This window comes from Orenia marismortui DSM 5156, from assembly GCF_000379025.1.
Classification (GTDB): domain Bacteria; phylum Bacillota; class Halanaerobiia; order Halobacteroidales; family Halobacteroidaceae; genus Orenia; species Orenia marismortui.
The window spans coordinates 121,947-138,167 of record NZ_KB900621.1; the positions used below are offsets into that span (position 1 = coordinate 121,947).

Here is a 16,221-nt window from a genome sequence, read left to right on the forward strand (position 1 = left end):
ATTTAAAGCTTATTATTCAATTTGCAAGATTTAGCTAATTGATTAGCTGCTCTCATTCCACTTTTTAAAGCACCTTGCATCCAGGCATGAGTAGCAGAGGTATGTTCACCTGCAAAAAATACCCTGTTATTATACTCTGGTCTAATAATAGTGGAAGAATAGATTCTTTTTTGTTCTGGTTGAAAGTAAGCAAAAGCTCCATAGAATTCCGATTGCTCATTCCAATTTACACTTTTATAGTCTTTTACTATATTATCTAAATATCCTCTAGGTAGACCATGTACAGATTCTACTTGTCGTTTTATTTCTTCAATACGTCTAGGCTTGATTAAATTTCCTAAGCGTACAGCATCAAGTGTGAAGTTATAAGAGGCTAATAAGACTCCAGCTTCTTTGGGAGAGCATTTATTATTATATATACATCGTGCATGGTCAGAAGGATACCAGATACTAGTAATAGGTAGATCTGTATATGATCCTCCGCCTATAATTCTATTATTTTCCCCACCTTCTTCCCAAAAACGATTCTTGCAAAGAAGGACAGTTTTTTGAGAATTAGAATAGCCTAAATCTCTAATAGCTACCATCTTCATAGTACTAAATAATGGATCTACAGTAATAAGTCGTAGACTAGAAAATGGGATGGCACAAATAACATAATCAAAGCTTTCGATTATATTTGAGGATAGGTTGTTATTGTATTTTAAAATAACTTGATTTTTTTCTGGGTTTTGAGATATTTCAGTAATGAGATGGTCACTCTTCCAAGTTATCTTTCCTAGTCTATTAGTAGGAATATTATCATACTGTGTTGGAGTATTAGAAGTGAGTGATTTATAAAATGAGATAGGAAGTTTAGCTAAACCACCTATAATTTCATATAAAAAACTATAGGCTACTGTGTATTCTTCTTGCAAAACCTCTGAATAACTATAATAAAAGAAGTCTTCTACAAAAGGGCTGACACTACCAAGCATTGAGATGGCTCCTTGGCTCAAATTCATCTTTTCTAGAACTTGACGTTCATTAAAGGAAGTCCAATATTTAATTAGAAGGTGATAATGTTTTTTGATTTCTAAGATCTCTCTTCTTATTCTAGGTGGGATTCTAGATAAAGGTGTTGTTAAACCATAGCTTAATAGCTTCTGCCATGGAGTTCTCCTTTCCCACCCTCGTAGTTTAAACATAGGATAGATTTTTTTCATTACATTTTTTCCTAAAGGATCATTTCTTACCCTAACATCTCCTACATAAATAAAAGCATTCTCATTATTTTGAATAAAAGGACGAGTATTTAGGTTAAACAAATTAATATAATGCCAGGTAGCTTCATGGCTGATTGGGATTCTCATAGGACCTAATTCTCCATACAGTCCTTTACTCTTATTAAAATAATAGGTATAAACTCTTCCACCTACACGGTCTTTTAAAGCGTCAAATATTGTAATGTCAAATCCCAATTTTCTAAGCTCAAAAGCTGCTGATAAGCCTGCTAAGCCTCCTCCGATAATTCCAACCTTTATTCCTTTAAACGCTCCTGGGGAAGCAAGCTTTGTTATGTCTGGTGGAGGGCTTAATAGATCAATAATATTCTTATAATCCTCAAGTCTATTTACATCAAGTAAGGCTTGTTTAAATAGCTGATGCCTTTGGTAAGTAGTTGGATTATTTGGAGGTAAAAAGAACCTTTGATCTGACATATAAGATAACACCTCTTTAGGATGGACTAGATAATATTATGAGTAATTTCTTAGATTTATGCAGTTCTTTATTAAGAAAAATGATTTAAATCTTTGATTATTTTCTTTTAAAGAGTTATTATAATAATATGGAATATTTAAGCTTGAAGCATAATTCTACTTTGATTTGAGTTTCATTATAAACTGAGTAAATAAAAGAGAGGAGGAATAAATATGACAGTCGCTATAAAAATTGAAAATGTAAGTAAAAATTACGGTAATCTAAAAGCTTTAAATGATGTGAATTTGACTATTAATAAAGGTGAATTTTTTGGCTTGCTAGGACCTAATGGTGCTGGAAAGAGTACCTTAATTGGGATTTTAGGTGGTTTAGTCAATAAAGATATCGGTAGGGTTAGTGTATTAGGAAAAGATATTATCTCTAATTATAGAGAAAGTAAAAAATCCTTTGGGATTGTTCCTCAAGAGGTTAGCTTTGATCCATACTTTAATGTAAGAGAGACTCTAGAGCTTCAATCAGGTTACTTTGGTATTAAGGACAATGATGAGAAGATAAATGAACTTTTAGAGGCTTTAGATTTAGATGACAAAGCAGAGCAAGGTCCTCGGCAATTATCTGGAGGGATGAAGAGAAGACTATTGATTGCTAAAGCATTAGTTCATGACCCTGAGATTATAGTATTGGATGAACCAACAGCTGGGGTAGATGTTGAGCTTAGAAATAGCCTGTGGGATTATGTTATAAAATTAAATAAACAAGGAAAAACAATAATCTTGACTACTCACTATTTAGAGGAAGCTGAGACCTTATGTGACCGAATTGCAATTATGAATAAAGGTGAGATAGTTAAGATTGATACCAAGGAAAATCTAATTAATTCTATTGATAAGAAATTAGTTAAAGTTCAGTTTTCTGACTCAGTTGAGGACTTATCAGATCAATTAGAAGGTAGAAATTATAATATTGATGAAGAGAATAATGAGATAGAGGTTGAAGTAAGTAAGCAGGATTTAGATGAACTGCTTAAATTTATTAATGGATTAGACTTACATATTACTGATATGAATATTGAAAGTGCCAAATTAGAGGATGTCTTTATTAAATTGACTAACTTGGGAGGTGGTGAGAATTAATAATATTACTTTTAATAGTTTAGTTAAAAGAGAAGTTTCTAGATTTTCTAAGGTAGCGATTCAAACTATCTTTTCTCCATTGATTTCTACAGGATTATATCTGATTATCTTCTCATATTCATTTAAGAGTAGAGAAGTTTTGGGATACGAAATTCCTTATATTAATTTTATTGTACCGGGATTAATTATGATGAGTTTAATTCAGAACTCTTTTTCTAATACATCATCTTCTTTAATAGGTGCTAAATATAATGGAAATATAGTCGACTTTTTATTGGCTCCTTTTTCTTATATTGAGCTTACTCTTGGATTTATGATTGGTGGAATTGTGAGAGGTATGCTAGTAGGTACTGTAATATATTTAGTATCTATATTCTTTTATGGAGGAGAAATTGTCCATCCAATACTAGCTATTCTGTTTGCCTTTTTTATTTCTGCAATCTTCTCTTTATTTGGGATTATAGCAGGTTTATGGGCTGAAAAGTTCGATCATGTTTCCATCTTTTCTAATTTTTTCATTACACCATTGACTTTTTTAAGTGGTGTATTCTATTCTGTTAAAGGTTTACCGGGGATTTGGAGTAAGGTATCTCTATTTAATCCAGTCTTCTATATGGTAGATGCTACAAGATATAGTTTTATTGGTAAGTCAGATGTAGCTCCTATAGTTTCTGGAACTATAATACTTGGGTTATTTGTTGGATTAATGATTCTTGTAACCTATTTATTTAAAATTGGTTATAAGATTAAGAGTTAGAGTTCTGCTATAAAAAGTAAAACCTTTATAACGGTTTAAGAACTTGATTTTTCAAGTTCTTTTTTTATTTTAATCTATATTTATATTATAATATTAGTATAGATGTCTAATCTTAGAATGAAATTTAAAGATGTCTCTATAGAAAGATAAAGCGACAGTTTCGGAGTTAGGCGTTAGGAGCTAGGACATAGAAAGATCTTACTAACTCCTATGACCTATCACCTAGCACCTAAAAGTGTCGCTTTATCACCAGTAAGCTCTACTTTAGAGTTGGATGACTATAATGGGGAATAAATAATTAAAGTTAAATATTACAGAAGAGTTAAAATAATAGAAAGAACAGATCAAGTTGTATTTTAGTAACTAGGTTAGCTAAGGAGTAGGTATTAGATAAATTAGTTTCTTATTATCACTTTAGATCTATTTAATACTTATAAAATCTTAGCAAGTCAACTTATGTGAGGAGAAGGAGGAAATAAGATGAAAGAGAGGGTGTTTAAAGATCCAGTACATGATTTCATCTATGTCTATGACAAGGTTATTCTAGACTTAATTGATAGCAAGGAGATGCAGCGACTAAGAAGGATAAAGCAATTAGGGATTTCTTATCTTACATATCATGGGGCTGAACATAGTAGATTTTCTCATTCTTTAGGAACTTATGAGGTTATGAGAAGGATATTAGATAAATTATCTCGTAAAGGTGAGTTGCCACTATCTGAAGAAGATAAGTTATTGTGTAAAGTTACAGCATTATTACATGATTGTGGTCATGGCCCTTTTTCTCATTCTTTAGAGAGTGTTTTTGGAGGGAGTCATGAGCAATGGAGTAAAGATATTATCTTAGGAGATACTGAAATCAATCAAATATTAGCAGGAATCAGTTCAGATTTTCCTAAGAAGGTTGCTCAAGTCATAGATGCTAAATATTATAATAAATTAGTGGTTAGCCTGATTTCTAGTCAAATTGATGCTGATAGAATGGATTACTTATTAAGAGATTCTAAAGCTACTGGAGTAACCTACGGTCAATTTGATTTAGATAGAATTATTAGAGTGATGGAAATTAATGATGGATCTATCTTGTTTAGAACAGCTGGCATGCATTCTATTGAATCATATGTATTAGCCAGATATTCAATGTATTGGCAGGTATATTTCCATCCTACTACAAGAAGTGGGGAGATAATTTTAAAGAAAATCTTTAAGCGAGCTAGAATTTTATGCCAACAAGGTTTTGATTTTTATCTTCCACTATGCTTAAGAAATATTTTAACTGATAATTCAAGAGTAGAAGATTATTTAAAATTAGATGATGCATTTATGTTTACGGTATTTCAATATTGGAGTCAGAGTTCTGATGATATTTTAGCAGATTTAAGTTCTCGAATATTAAATAGAAGACTTTTTAAGAGAATTGAGTGTGGTATCACAGATGAAATCTATGAAGAGTTAGTCACTTTCTTTAATAAGCTAGGAATTAATCCAGATTATTATTTGGTATTAGATCATCCATCTCATATCTCTTATGATTATTATCAACCAGAAGATGAACATAGCAAAAATCCTATCTATTTAGAAGATAAGCAAGGAGAAATTAATGAGTTATCACAATTATCAGATCCAGTCAGAGCTATTGCAGGAAAGAAGCAAGTGATGTATAATCTTTATTATCCTAGAGATATGATATTGTCAGGTCAAGGAGAGATATATGACAAAATCAAAAATTTATTATCTATTTCTAAATAATTAGATTTTGAGTATTATTTTATTATCATATATTTAGGAGTTCGAATATACTAAGAAGAGTAAAGAAGGGGGAAGAAAAATGTTTACATCAGAGCAGAAAATCTTAGCTACTATTGCTCATCTGGGAATTTTATTTGGTGCTCCAATTTTAGCTCCGTTATTAATATTTCTATTAAGTGAAGATAGCTTTGTTAAGTTACAAGCTAAAGAGGCTTTGGTATTTCAAGGGGCGATGGTGATTTTATCAGTTATTAGTATCCCTTTAATGTTTATCTTAATAGGCTTTGTGCTTTTATCTGTTGTAGGTGCTTTATCGGTTATTGCTGCTATTGTAGCTACTGTTAAAGTATGGAATGATAAAGACTTCTCTTATCCTATTACTGGCTCTTGGACTAGAAATTTATAATCTTAGCTAATTTGACAACTCCCTACTAGAATGTTATGATAGTTAAAGAATTAAATGCTAAACAGAATAAAAAGTTGTTTCTTGGAGGGATAAATATGTTAAATTTAGGAGAAGCATTAGCAAATGCTGGTGTTGTTGATGCGGATAAGGTAAAAGAAGTTAATAAAGAGTCTAGGGCAAAAGCAGAAGATCAAAATCTAAATTTAGATTTTGAAGAGGGTAAAGTAAAATGGTTCAATGATGAAAAAGGTTTTGGATTTATCGAGAGAGAAGAAGGAGACGATGTTTTCGTTCATTTCTCTGCTATTAAAGGAGATGGATTCAAAAAACTTGAAGAGGGCCAAGAAGTTCAATTTACTCTTGAAAAGACAGATAAAGGACTACAAGCTCAAAATGTAGTTAAATTATAGATTTTATTAAAAGAGTGCTTAGGAATTCCTAAGCACTCTTTTTTCTTTTTATATAGTAAATAAATAGTATTAGAATAGGGATAGCAGCTTCAAAGATGAGCTGAATGTAATTTTCAGGGGATTTTTTAGAAAATATCATGAATTCTACTGGAGTAAATAAATAATTAGCAATAAGAATCACAAACAAAGCAAAGAGGATTATTATAAATTTGTCTTGTTTTAATTTAAAGGTTGTTTTAAATGATAATACTGCTGCATAAAAGGAGATAGTTAATTTTATAAAGCCAGTAATAAATACAATTATGACCACTAAAGGGTCTACTCCATGTAAATTCTCTCCTATGTTTATAATATGACTAACTACCATAATAGGTGTATTTATATTTTGAGTTAATTTTACTCCTAAAACTGATATTATAGAAATGGTTGAAAAACTAGTTAATAGTCCAATTATAATTATTGATATGATAGATATTTTATTTATCCTCTTTTTAGAGTTAAGGTATTTTCAGTACATTAAAAAGACAACTAGATCTCCAAAAGGAAAGGTTAAGACTTGACTAAAGGCTATTTTAACTATGGGAGTTATTCCTTGATCTAGGATAGGCTTTAGATTATTAAGATCTGTTTCTTTAGAAGAAACTATTATGATTATTCCTAAAATAGTTATTGGGATAATTAGAAAATATGCTAGAAGTTCGGTTAATCTGCCTATGGTTTCAATTCCAGATAATGTTACATAGATTATATTTATAAAGATCAAAGTATATATTAGTAAAGTAGAATAGTTGATTAGTAAGTGTTGACTTATAAAATTACCTAAGTTAAATAAGATCAAAAAGGATAAATACATAAAATAGATAGTATAAAGTATTCCAAAGGGTATAGCTAATAACTTGCTAAAAATTATTTCTATAATTTCTATCAAATTATTATTAGGAAATTTATTTTGGAGACTAAGATAAACTTTAAGCAATATTAATCCCATTAACATTGCTATTAAGATTGCAATCCAAGCATCTTGTTTAGCCTCAATTCCTATGCTAAAAACCCCTGTATTTCCCATTAGGAAGATAATCATTAGAGTTAACAACTGACTATTGCTGATGTTTTTCATATGTAAACACCTGCTTAGTTTATATATAGTATAAATAATCTTATATAGATAAAAAAGTCTAAAATTAAATTTAATGGTGATAAAGCGACACTTTTAGGTGCTAGGTGCTAGGTGATAGGTCATAGGAGTTAGTAAGATCTTTCTATGTCCTAGCTCCTAACGCCTAACTCCGAAACTGTCGCTTTATCTTTCTATAAAGACATACTCAGATTTTATTCTAGAGTTAGATAACTATAGTTATAGATGAGTTTGATATGATTATTTTATTATGTGTAGTCGTTACTAAACTTAAACATTAATTAGATCTTACAAATTACTTTATTTTTGAATTGAAAGCTTATATATAGAAGAATATATATATAGGAGGCGATTATATGTCACAAACATCAATAATCACTAAAGATAAGGTAGAAAAGATAAAAGTTGAAGAGGCAACAGGAATTGTTAAGGATATTTTATTAGATATTAAATCTAAAAAAGGAAGTGTTCCAAATTTATTTAAGACTTATGCACATAAGCCTCAAATCTTAAGAGCTACTTGGAATAAGATGTCTTCAGTTATGAAGGATGATCTATTACCTAAAAAATTAAAGAAGCTAGCCGCTTTAAGAGTATCGGTATTAAATAAATCTGAATATTGTATTAATGCCCATTATAATGGTTTAAAGCAGATAGGGTATCCATCAGAAGTATTAGATCAAGTTAAAGCAGGGGCTTATGAGTTATTAACTGAAGTTGAAGCACGAATATTAAATTTTGTTGATAAAGCTACCAATAATTATGCAGATTTAAGTAAAGATGATTTTGATAAATTAGCCTTAAAGGAAGAAGAGTTATTAGAGTTAATTGCAGTAATTGATTTATTTTCAGGTTTAAATCGTTTTACTGCTATATTAGAGATAGAAAAAGATTAACCTCCAGTTGGAGGTTAATCTTTTTTTATATTTGTGATTTCAAACTTTCTAATTTAATTAAATGTCTCTTTTCTTCAATAATTAATTTTTCTAAGGCTTCAATAGTGTTTTTATCCTCTTCAATATCAATTAATTCAGCATATAATAATAAAGAGTTCTTTTCTGCCTTAATGCCTACTTCAATAGCTTCTTGTAGATTATGAGCTATATCATCAGTTATTTTATCATCAGTAGGAAAGACTTTAGTATCTACTAAGGCTTTTAAGTAGTTATTAACTTCTTGTTCATAGAGGTAGTCTCTAGTAATACTTTTATCTTCTTCATCAAATATCTTTAATAATCGCTTAAAGTATTTGTAGTGTTCTTGTTCATCTTCTTGTAATTCTTTAAACACTTTTTTTACTTCAGGTTCAGAATTAACTTCTACACAACGCTTATAGAAGTTTTCTCCTTCTTTTTCTACATTCATTGCTATTTTAATAATTTCTAAAGCATTAAATTGATTAGCCATATTATTCACCTCCCTTCTTATATCATACTAATTTTTGATAAGTTTATCAATTTAAGATTTCATTCAATCTTAGCTATTTTTATGTAATTAATAGGATACTAATAGTCATTTTTAAACAAACTAAAGATATCTTTAAGTTTACAAGCAGGTGGTTAAATGGAAGAAGAAAGGATAAGTGCAATACAAATATTGTGGATTTCAGTAACATTGGTTTTAGCTACAGCTGTTTTAACTATTCCCAAAATTATTATCAGTAAGGCTACTCAAACAAGCTGGATAGCAGTAATAGTAGCTGGGTCTATAGTAGGAATATTGCATTATATTATTTTAAGGTTGGCTTGTGATTTTTCTAATAATAGTTTTATTCAAGACTGTAGCCAGATTTTTGGTAAATTCAAGATCAAAATCATTTTATTGCCTTATATTTTACTAACTATACAGCTCTATATTTTAATAATTTATGAAGGTGTTGATTTTATTGCATATCTAATGCCTGCTAAGAGTATTTTGGGTTTTTGGATTATTATTGTTCTCTTATCTTCTTATCTAGCTAATGGAGGAGTAGAGGTTATTGCTAGAGTGGTACAAAGTGCATCAATAATATTCTTATTATCAATTATAATAGTTTTAGTTCCTCATTTAAAATTTGTTCATTTAAATAGATTAAAGCCTATATCGCTAGATTTAAATAATTTGTCAAAAGCAAGTATTGGTATTGCTCATTGGTTCTTAATATTGCCCAATATTTTATTGGTATTAAAGTCTTATTTTAAAAATAATAATAAGGCTATTAAAGCTAGTTTACTAGGAAATATATTAAGTCAAATGGGACTTTTAAATCATTTGTTTATCTCTATAACTGTATTTGGGGTTGATTTAATTGATGCTTTAAGGTTTCCTTTTTATGAAATAACAGCGCTATCGATTAAGAGCTTAAATATTATAATTTTTATGGCTTGGATATTTGGAATTATATTAAAGGCTGGCTTATATTGTTTTATATCTTTAATTTCAATTAGAGAATATTTTAATTTAAAGGATTATCGAGTATTGATCCTACCCTTTGCTTTATTTACTATTGAAACTGGTATTTTTGAATTTGACTTGCCTTTAGCATTATTACACTTTATACATATAATAATAGTTTTAGCATTAATCTTTGAGATCCCTTTTCTAATATTTTTAAGTATAGCTTATAGTTTAGCCAATAAAAGGAGATAGTTTTGAAATTTAACTAAGAATTACTTTGGTTTAATGATTCATAAATTTTTAGAGTATAAATCTTTAGATAGGTGGTTAAATGATAGAAAGAATAGGTAGTATACAAGCATTTTTTTTAAATCTTAGTCTTATTTTATCAACTATTATTCTGCTTATAGCTAGGGAAGTAGTAGAAGTTGCGGGTCAGGTAGGATGGGTATCAATTATATTTTCTGGTTTAATTATTGGGTTTTTACAATATTTTTTATTAAGTTTTAGTTTTGAATTTTCTGAAAGAAGTATTATTGATGATTCTAAAATAATTTTCGGGAATTTTTGGGGCAGTATAATTATATTATATTATATTTTAGCATTATTCATAATTCTTTATTTTATGATGTATGAAGCTATAGATTTTATAGGCTATGTAATGCCTGGAGGTCATAATCTAAGGTATTGGATTGCAGTAGCTTTATTGGCTGATTATCTAGCTTATAAAGGAATTGAGACTATTTGCAGGTTATGTACTTTAATTATGATTGTAGTTGTATTATCTATATTCACTATTTTTATATTAAACTATACAAGATTAGATTTTAAAGAACTTAGCCCTTTTATAATTGATTTTAAGAAAATTATAAAAGGGAGTATCTTTGTTAGTACATGGTTTATACAGCCTAGCTTTATTTTATTGCTGTTTAAACCTTTTTTTAAAAATTCTAATAAGATTATTCAAAATAGTATTTTGGCAAATCTATTTATTCAAATTATAGTGGTAGTTTTGGTTATATTTACTATAGCTATCTTTGGGATTAGATTAACTTCTACTTTAAATTTCCCTTTTTATAATCTAAGCAGATTGTCTATTTTGGGATTAGAGGTAGTTATCTTTATTAACTGGATTGGAGGAAGTGTATTAAAGGTTGGAATTTATTATTTTGCTATCGCTAAAGCTATAAGTGAATGGTTTGGGTTAAAGAATTATAAAATATTACTCATACCAATTTCAATTATGAATATTTCTCTTGTTCTTTTTGGGGTAAATACCTCTTTGGTCAGGATATTATTTAAGATTAATGCTGCAGTGAGTCTAATATATATATACATTCCTCTAATAATATTATTCATATTTGGATATTTATTTAAGAATAGTTCTAATAAAGATATAAATTAATCTATTAAGGATTATTTTAAGAATGACCTTAAATATATACTGTGCTAAAAATAAGAGAATCTTTATAGCATAATTAGTGATAAGAAAATAGTTGCCAAACTTTTATCATAAATATTTATTACTTAAGTAGTGAATATTAAATGATACATATTATAATTTAGAATTAGTGATTAGATTAAATAATAATTTAAATTTTATTTTTACTGAACTTAGGTATTTATAGTATTAGAGGAATTTTAATAATTAGTAATAATATAATTAGGTGATAAGATGAGTGAGAAAATAAGTGAATTGGAATTCTTTTGGTTAGGAATAGCAGTTATTTTACCTACTATTGTTATAACTGCTCCTAACATTGTAATTCAAGAGTGTGGTGGGGCAGGCTGGGCTTCAATAATAGCGGCAGGACTATCTATGGGTTTACTAAATCACTTGTTTTTAACATTAGGCTGTAATTTTTCTAATAAAAGTATTATTGGTGATTCTAAAGAGATGTTTGGACCTTTATTAGGAAAAATAATTTTGATACCATACATTCTAGTTTTAATTATGACTAATATTATGCTATTAATCTTTAGTACAGGTTATATTACTTTTGTTATGGAGGAGTCATCTATCACCGCTTTTTGGATTGCTATTAGTGTTTTAGTAGCATATTTATCATCTAAAGGGATTGAAGTTATAGCTAGAAGTAATACTATCGGTAGCTTTCTTTTATTGACTGGTACAATTATTATTCTGCTAACAACTCCTTTAGTTACCACTTTAAAATTGTCTAGATTAAAGCCATTGATTTTTAATTTTAAGAGAATTATTGCTGGAAGTTTATATCCAGCTAGGTTATTCTTTTATCACTCTGTTATTTTAATAGTATTAAAGCCTTATTTTAATAATAAGAAAAGAGTGATTAAGGCAGTAGGATTTTCTAACTTAGTAATTCAGATATTAGTTAGTGTATTAGTTATTTTTTTAGTTGGTATTTTTGGAAGGAATCTAGCATCAATTTTAAATTTTTCTTTTCATAATTTAAGTGATCTATCATTGTCTGGTGTAGAGGTAATTACCTTTGTGATTTGGATTTTAGGTAATGTTTTGAAGATGGGGATATTTAATTTTGTGACCGTTAAATTAATTGCTGATTGTTTTGAGTTAAAGGATTACAAAAGAGTAGTCATTCCCTTTACCCTTCTTATTTTGACTTTAACGATCTATAGTAGTGGTATCTCTTTACCTGGATTAGTAACTAAATATTTTGTTATTGGTGTTTTAACAACTGTTAGTCTACCTACTATTTTATTATTGACTCTAGCATATGCTATAGCCAATAGAAATAAGAAATAGTTAAATATATAATAAACTCATATTAGGTGATAGAATGTCAGAAAAGAAGATAAGTAGCAGACAAGCATTTTTATTATCGCTCAATGTAGTTCTAGCTACTATTTTATTATTAGTACCAAGTGAAGTGATTAAGGAGAGTGGAGTGAATGCTTGGCTAGCAATTATAATTTCTGGTTTTATTGTTGCCCCCTTACACTATCTAGTATTTAAGTTAAGCTGTGAATTTTCTAATCAGAATATTGTCCAGGACTGTATTGAGGTTTTTGTTAGTATATTAGGAAGAATAATTTTGCTACCTTTTATATTGCTAAATATAGAATTAACTATTTTAATTATCTATGAGAGTATTGGATTTATAGAGTTTGTAATGGCAGGAAAACAAATATTAGGCTTTTGGATTCTGGTAGTTTTAATGGGGGGCTATTTATCTTATAAAGGTCTAGAAACAATAATTCGCGTCAATCTATTTGGAATATTAATTGTAATTTTATCAATTCTGCTTATTAGCTTTACTAGTTATAATTGGATAGAATTAGCTCGTTTAAAACCATTAAATTTAGACTTTAAGAGAATAATTAGAGGCACTTTGTTACCAGCACATTGGTTTTTAATTATTCCTAATTTATTTTTGGGGTTTAAGCCTTTTTTTAAAGATAGGTTTAAGGTGCTTAAGATGAGTTTAATAGGAAATTTAGTTAGTCAGCTTTTAGTTAGCTTTTTAATAATGGTTACTATTGGAGTTTTTGGGAGTAAGTTAGGTGGTATATTAGAAAATTCTTTTTATCCTAGTATTAATTATTGCATATTTCTTGGAAAATAGGAAAAAATCTAAAGTGTAGCACTTAAGCTTAGATATAGTAAGGGGTAATATTAATAATTAATCCAGATTTGTACACAATAATGCTAAAAGATAGAGTTATATAAATTTTAACTTTTCTATACATAAAAGGATGGGATAATGAATGAGTAAGAAGATAAAAAGGCCCTTAACAATAGAAGAGAAGAAGAGAAAGGATGAAGAAGAAGATTTAAAGGCTTTAAAGAAAAAGTACCAAAAGGGAATAGATATTAATAATGTAAACTTAAAAAGTAGTTTAGAAGAGAACTTAACTTATATCAAAGGAGTCTTTAATAAAGTAAGTGACTTAGATATTAGGCGTTTTATTCTTGGCGATCAGCTACAGCTAGATTCAGCGCTTGTTTATATTGAAGGTATAGTTAATCAACAGTTTATTAATGATACTATCCTTAAAGAATTAATGATTATAAGTAGAAATCAAGAATTAAAAAAATCAAGTAGAAATCAAGGTTTGATTGAATTATTGCCTAATAGTTTATTAACTATAGGGGTTGTTGAAAAGGTTGATAACTTTGGGAAGATCATAGAAAATATATTTTCAGGCCATGTTATATTACTTTTAGATGAATATGATTTAGCATTATCATTACCTATACCAGCCCGTGAAAGTAGAAATGTCAAAGAGCCTGAGACAGAGACAGTTGTTCGTGGACCAAGAGAAGGATTTGTAGAGAATATAGATACAAATTTATCTCTGATTAGAGCTAGAATCAAGACTCCAGATTTAAAGTTAGAAGCAATTAGGCTAGGAAGGGTTAGTAAGACTGCTATTAATATTGCTTATATTGAAGGCACTGCTCCAGATGATTTGATAGCAGAGGTGCAGAACCGTTTGAAGAGGATTGATATAGATATGATTAATGAAAGTGGAATTATTGAGCAATTAATTGAGGATGACCCTTTCTCTCCCTTCCCTCAAATAGCTAATACCGAACGACCAGATGGATTGGCAGCAGCTTTGAATGAAGGGAGGGTTGGCATTATAATTGATGGGACTCCCTTTGTATTAATTGTTCCAAGTGTGTTCAGTCATTTTTTACAAGCTAATGAAGATTATTATCAGAGGTTCTTCTTTGCTAGTTTTGCCAGATTATTAAGATTTTTTGCTTTTCTTACTGCTTTATTAGGCCCATCTATCTATATAGCAATTACAACCTTTCATCAAGAGATGATTCCCACCAAATTACTATTAAGTATTGTTGCTTCAAGAGCAGGAGTTCCTTTTCCAGCTTTAGTAGAGGCCTTAATAATGGAAATTGCCTTTGAAGCTTTAAGAGAAGCTGGTTTAAGGCTTCCAAAACAGGTTGGTCAGGCAGTTAGTATAGTTGGTGCTTTAGTTGTTGGGCAGGCAGCAGTAGAAGCTGGGTTGGTCTCTCAAGCTATGGTTATTGTAGTGGCATTGACAGGGATTGCTTCCTTTATGATTCCAGCTTATAATTTTGCTTTAGGTGTTAGAATGATTCGATTTGGAGTTATGTTCTTGGCTGCTAGTTGGGGGATGTTTGGGATTACTTTTGCTGTCTTATTTCTCTTAATTCACTTATGTAGCTTAAGAACCTTTGGTGTTCCATATTTATCTCCATTTACACCAACAGATTGGGATGGATTAAAGGATACGATTATTAAAGTACCAGAATGGTTTAAAAACAATCGTCCTTCTTATTTGGTAAAAACAGATCAGCAAAGAATTAGATCAAATGTAAAGCCATCTCCAGCAAAAGGTGATGATGAGAATGAATAAAAGGTTAATCTGCGTATTGATTTTATTAACTATATCCTTAAATTTAAGTTCTTGTGCTGGTAAAAGAGAGATGGACGAGTTGGGAATTGTTGGACTGACCGGTGTTGATTGGCTTCCTGATGAAGGGAAGTATGAAATTATAGTACAGGTAATGGTACCTAGTAAAGCAGGTGGTGGAATGGGTGGATCGATTATCCAAAGCTGGAATGTCACTGCTAGTGGTAAGACTATGATGAGAGCTAGTAAGAATTTGAGGTCTAAAGTTTCTAAGAAGTTAGTCTGGTTTCATAGTAATTTAATAATTATTGGAGAGCAGGCTGCTAAAAAAGGGTTGAAGGATATAATAGACTTCTTTGCTAGAAATAAAGAGATTAGATACAATAGTTGGGTATTAATATCACAATTTCCTATTAAAGAGACCATAGAGTCAAATCCACGCTTTGAATCTAGTCTTCCAGCTGAGATTACAGGTTTGATTCAGAATAATCAAACAGACTGGTCAGAAAGTTATGCTCTTAATCTTAAGGATATGTTAATTAGATTAGCCGATGATGATTTTGATGAAGTTACTGGACGTCTAACTAACTATAAGCCCAAGTTACCTCCTGAAGGAACCTATCAGCAGTTAGATTTAGTAAAGAATATACCAGAAGATTTAAGAGATGTAATTGCTTTATCCGGTGATGCTGTTTTGAAAGATGGGAAATTAAAAGGATGGCTTGATAGAGTAGAATCAAAAGGTTATCTTTTTGTAATTGATGAAATTGAAGGTGGAGCTATTGTAGAGTATGAAAGTGGAAAAGAGAAATTTTCAGCAGAAATATTAAGTAGCAAATCTGATTTAAAGCCAGAGATCAAAGATGGAAAGATCAGTTTTAAATTAAAGGTTAAGACTGATTTAGCAATCACTGAAGCAGTTACTAATTTAGACCTTACTAAAAGTGAGGATATTAAGAAGTTACAGAAGAACTTAGCCAAAGAGATTGAAGGTAATATTAAAACAGTTCTTTGGAGGGCTCAACAAGATTATAATGCTGATATTTTTGGATATGGAAATGCTGTTTATCGAAATGATCCTCAGAAATGGGAAGAGATAAAGGAGCAATGGGATCAAATCTTTCCTACAGTAGTTACAGATATTAAGGTAGAGGTTACTATCAAACGTTTAGGAATGATCTCTCAACCAATTACCAAGCCTGAATAAGGGA

General features: G+C 29.7%; 13 protein-coding genes and 2 pseudogenes. 12 read left to right on the plus strand and 3 right to left on the minus strand.

The window, feature by feature from the left end; all coding sequences use genetic code 11:
- Positions 1–2 precede the first annotated feature (2 nt).
- The gene (locus tag OREMA_RS0111980; protein WP_018249503.1) at positions 3–1,700 is read right to left on the minus strand and encodes a flavin monoamine oxidase family protein; all 1,698 of its coding nucleotides are present in this window, start codon (positions 1,698–1,700) and stop codon (positions 3–5) included.
- Between the two features lie 213 nt (positions 1,701–1,913).
- Here OREMA_RS0111980 and OREMA_RS0111985 point away from each other — a divergent pair, with 213 nt between their 5' ends.
- The 5 genes and pseudogenes from OREMA_RS0111985 to OREMA_RS19230 all read left to right on the plus strand — a co-directional run.
- The gene (locus OREMA_RS0111985) at positions 1,914–2,834 is read left to right on the plus strand and encodes an ABC transporter ATP-binding protein (RefSeq protein WP_018249504.1); all 921 of its coding nucleotides are present in this window, start codon (positions 1,914–1,916) and stop codon (positions 2,832–2,834) included.
- Positions 2,824–3,591: an ABC transporter permease gene (locus OREMA_RS0111990; RefSeq protein WP_018249505.1), complete on the plus strand. Its 768-nt coding sequence runs from the start codon at positions 2,824–2,826 to the stop codon at positions 3,589–3,591. The genes OREMA_RS0111985 and OREMA_RS0111990 overlap by 11 nt, the downstream gene beginning before the upstream one ends.
- Before the next feature lie 480 nt (positions 3,592–4,071).
- Complete coding sequence (locus tag OREMA_RS0111995) at positions 4,072–5,340, plus strand: HD domain-containing protein (RefSeq protein ID WP_018249506.1); 1,269 nt, start codon at positions 4,072–4,074, stop codon at positions 5,338–5,340.
- A 79-nt stretch (positions 5,341–5,419) separates the two neighbouring features.
- Positions 5,420–5,746: a DUF4870 domain-containing protein gene (locus OREMA_RS0112000; protein WP_018249507.1), complete on the plus strand. Its 327-nt coding sequence runs from the start codon at positions 5,420–5,422 to the stop codon at positions 5,744–5,746.
- A 212-nt stretch (positions 5,747–5,958) separates the two neighbouring features.
- Positions 5,959–6,156, plus strand: a pseudogene (locus OREMA_RS19230) (cold-shock protein); the annotation flags it as partial.
- 28 nt (positions 6,157–6,184) lie between these two features.
- Here OREMA_RS19230 and OREMA_RS19235 read toward each other — a convergent pair.
- A pseudogene (locus tag OREMA_RS19235) lies at positions 6,185–7,273 on the minus strand (GerAB/ArcD/ProY family transporter).
- Positions 7,274–7,647: 374 nt separating this feature from the next.
- Here OREMA_RS19235 and OREMA_RS0112020 point away from each other — a divergent pair.
- On the plus strand, positions 7,648–8,187 hold the full coding sequence (locus tag OREMA_RS0112020; RefSeq protein ID WP_018249511.1) for a carboxymuconolactone decarboxylase family protein: 540 nt from the start codon (positions 7,648–7,650) through the stop codon (positions 8,185–8,187).
- 25 nt (positions 8,188–8,212) lie between these two features.
- Here OREMA_RS0112020 and OREMA_RS0112025 read toward each other — a convergent pair whose 3' ends face one another.
- Entirely contained in the window at positions 8,213–8,698 is a 486-nt protein-coding gene (locus OREMA_RS0112025) for a ferritin-like domain-containing protein (RefSeq protein WP_018249512.1), read from the minus strand.
- A gap of 156 nt (positions 8,699–8,854) precedes the next feature.
- On the opposite strand from OREMA_RS0112025, the gene OREMA_RS0112030 reads away from it, so the two are divergent.
- From OREMA_RS0112030 to OREMA_RS0112055, 6 genes are all read left to right on the plus strand, one after another.
- On the plus strand, positions 8,855–9,919 hold the full coding sequence (locus OREMA_RS0112030; RefSeq protein WP_018249513.1) for a GerAB/ArcD/ProY family transporter: 1,065 nt from the start codon (positions 8,855–8,857) through the stop codon (positions 9,917–9,919).
- Between the two features lie 79 nt (positions 9,920–9,998).
- Positions 9,999–11,072 (plus strand): GerAB/ArcD/ProY family transporter, encoded by a 1,074-nt coding sequence (locus OREMA_RS0112035; RefSeq protein ID WP_018249514.1) that lies wholly within the window; start codon positions 9,999–10,001, stop codon positions 11,070–11,072.
- 270 nt (positions 11,073–11,342) lie between these two features.
- Positions 11,343–12,413 (plus strand): GerAB/ArcD/ProY family transporter, encoded by a 1,071-nt coding sequence (locus OREMA_RS0112040; RefSeq protein ID WP_018249515.1) that lies wholly within the window; start codon positions 11,343–11,345, stop codon positions 12,411–12,413.
- Between the two features lie 34 nt (positions 12,414–12,447).
- Positions 12,448–13,233 carry a GerAB/ArcD/ProY family transporter gene (locus OREMA_RS0112045; RefSeq protein WP_018249516.1) on the plus strand — a complete coding sequence of 262 codons (786 nt, stop codon included), beginning with the start codon at positions 12,448–12,450 and terminating at the stop codon, positions 13,231–13,233.
- Between the two features lie 142 nt (positions 13,234–13,375).
- A complete protein-coding gene (locus tag OREMA_RS0112050) occupies positions 13,376–15,013 on the plus strand; it encodes a spore germination protein (protein ID WP_018249517.1) in 1,638 nt (545 codons plus the stop codon).
- Entirely contained in the window at positions 15,006–16,217 is a 1,212-nt protein-coding gene (locus OREMA_RS0112055) for a Ger(x)C family spore germination protein (protein ID WP_018249518.1), read from the plus strand. The genes OREMA_RS0112050 and OREMA_RS0112055 overlap by 8 nt, the downstream gene beginning before the upstream one ends.
- The last annotated feature ends 4 nt before the right edge of the window (positions 16,218–16,221 follow it).

Bases quoted from the DNA above. Each gene is read 5' to 3' on its own strand.
- OREMA_RS0111980 (WP_018249503.1), bottom strand. From the start codon at position 1,700: ATGTCAGATCAAAGGTTCTTTTTACCTCCAAATAATCCAACTACTTAC.
- OREMA_RS0112000 (WP_018249507.1), top strand. From the start codon at position 5,420: ATGTTTACATCAGAGCAGAAAATCTTAGCTACTATTGCTCATCTGGGA.
- OREMA_RS0111995 (WP_018249506.1), top strand. From the start codon at position 4,072: ATGAAAGAGAGGGTGTTTAAAGATCCAGTACATGATTTCATCTATGTC.
- OREMA_RS0112025 (WP_018249512.1), bottom strand. From the start codon at position 8,698: ATGGCTAATCAATTTAATGCTTTAGAAATTATTAAAATAGCAATGAAT.
- OREMA_RS0112050 (WP_018249517.1), top strand. From the start codon at position 13,376: ATGAGTAAGAAGATAAAAAGGCCCTTAACAATAGAAGAGAAGAAGAGA.
- OREMA_RS0111985 (WP_018249504.1), top strand. From the start codon at position 1,914: ATGACAGTCGCTATAAAAATTGAAAATGTAAGTAAAAATTACGGTAAT.
- OREMA_RS0112055 (WP_018249518.1), top strand. From the start codon at position 15,006: ATGAATAAAAGGTTAATCTGCGTATTGATTTTATTAACTATATCCTTA.
- OREMA_RS0112020 (WP_018249511.1), top strand. From the start codon at position 7,648: ATGTCACAAACATCAATAATCACTAAAGATAAGGTAGAAAAGATAAAA.
- OREMA_RS0112035 (WP_018249514.1), top strand. From the start codon at position 9,999: ATGATAGAAAGAATAGGTAGTATACAAGCATTTTTTTTAAATCTTAGT.
- OREMA_RS0112045 (WP_018249516.1), top strand. From the start codon at position 12,448: ATGTCAGAAAAGAAGATAAGTAGCAGACAAGCATTTTTATTATCGCTC.
- OREMA_RS0112030 (WP_018249513.1), top strand. From the start codon at position 8,855: ATGGAAGAAGAAAGGATAAGTGCAATACAAATATTGTGGATTTCAGTA.
- OREMA_RS0112040 (WP_018249515.1), top strand. From the start codon at position 11,343: ATGAGTGAGAAAATAAGTGAATTGGAATTCTTTTGGTTAGGAATAGCA.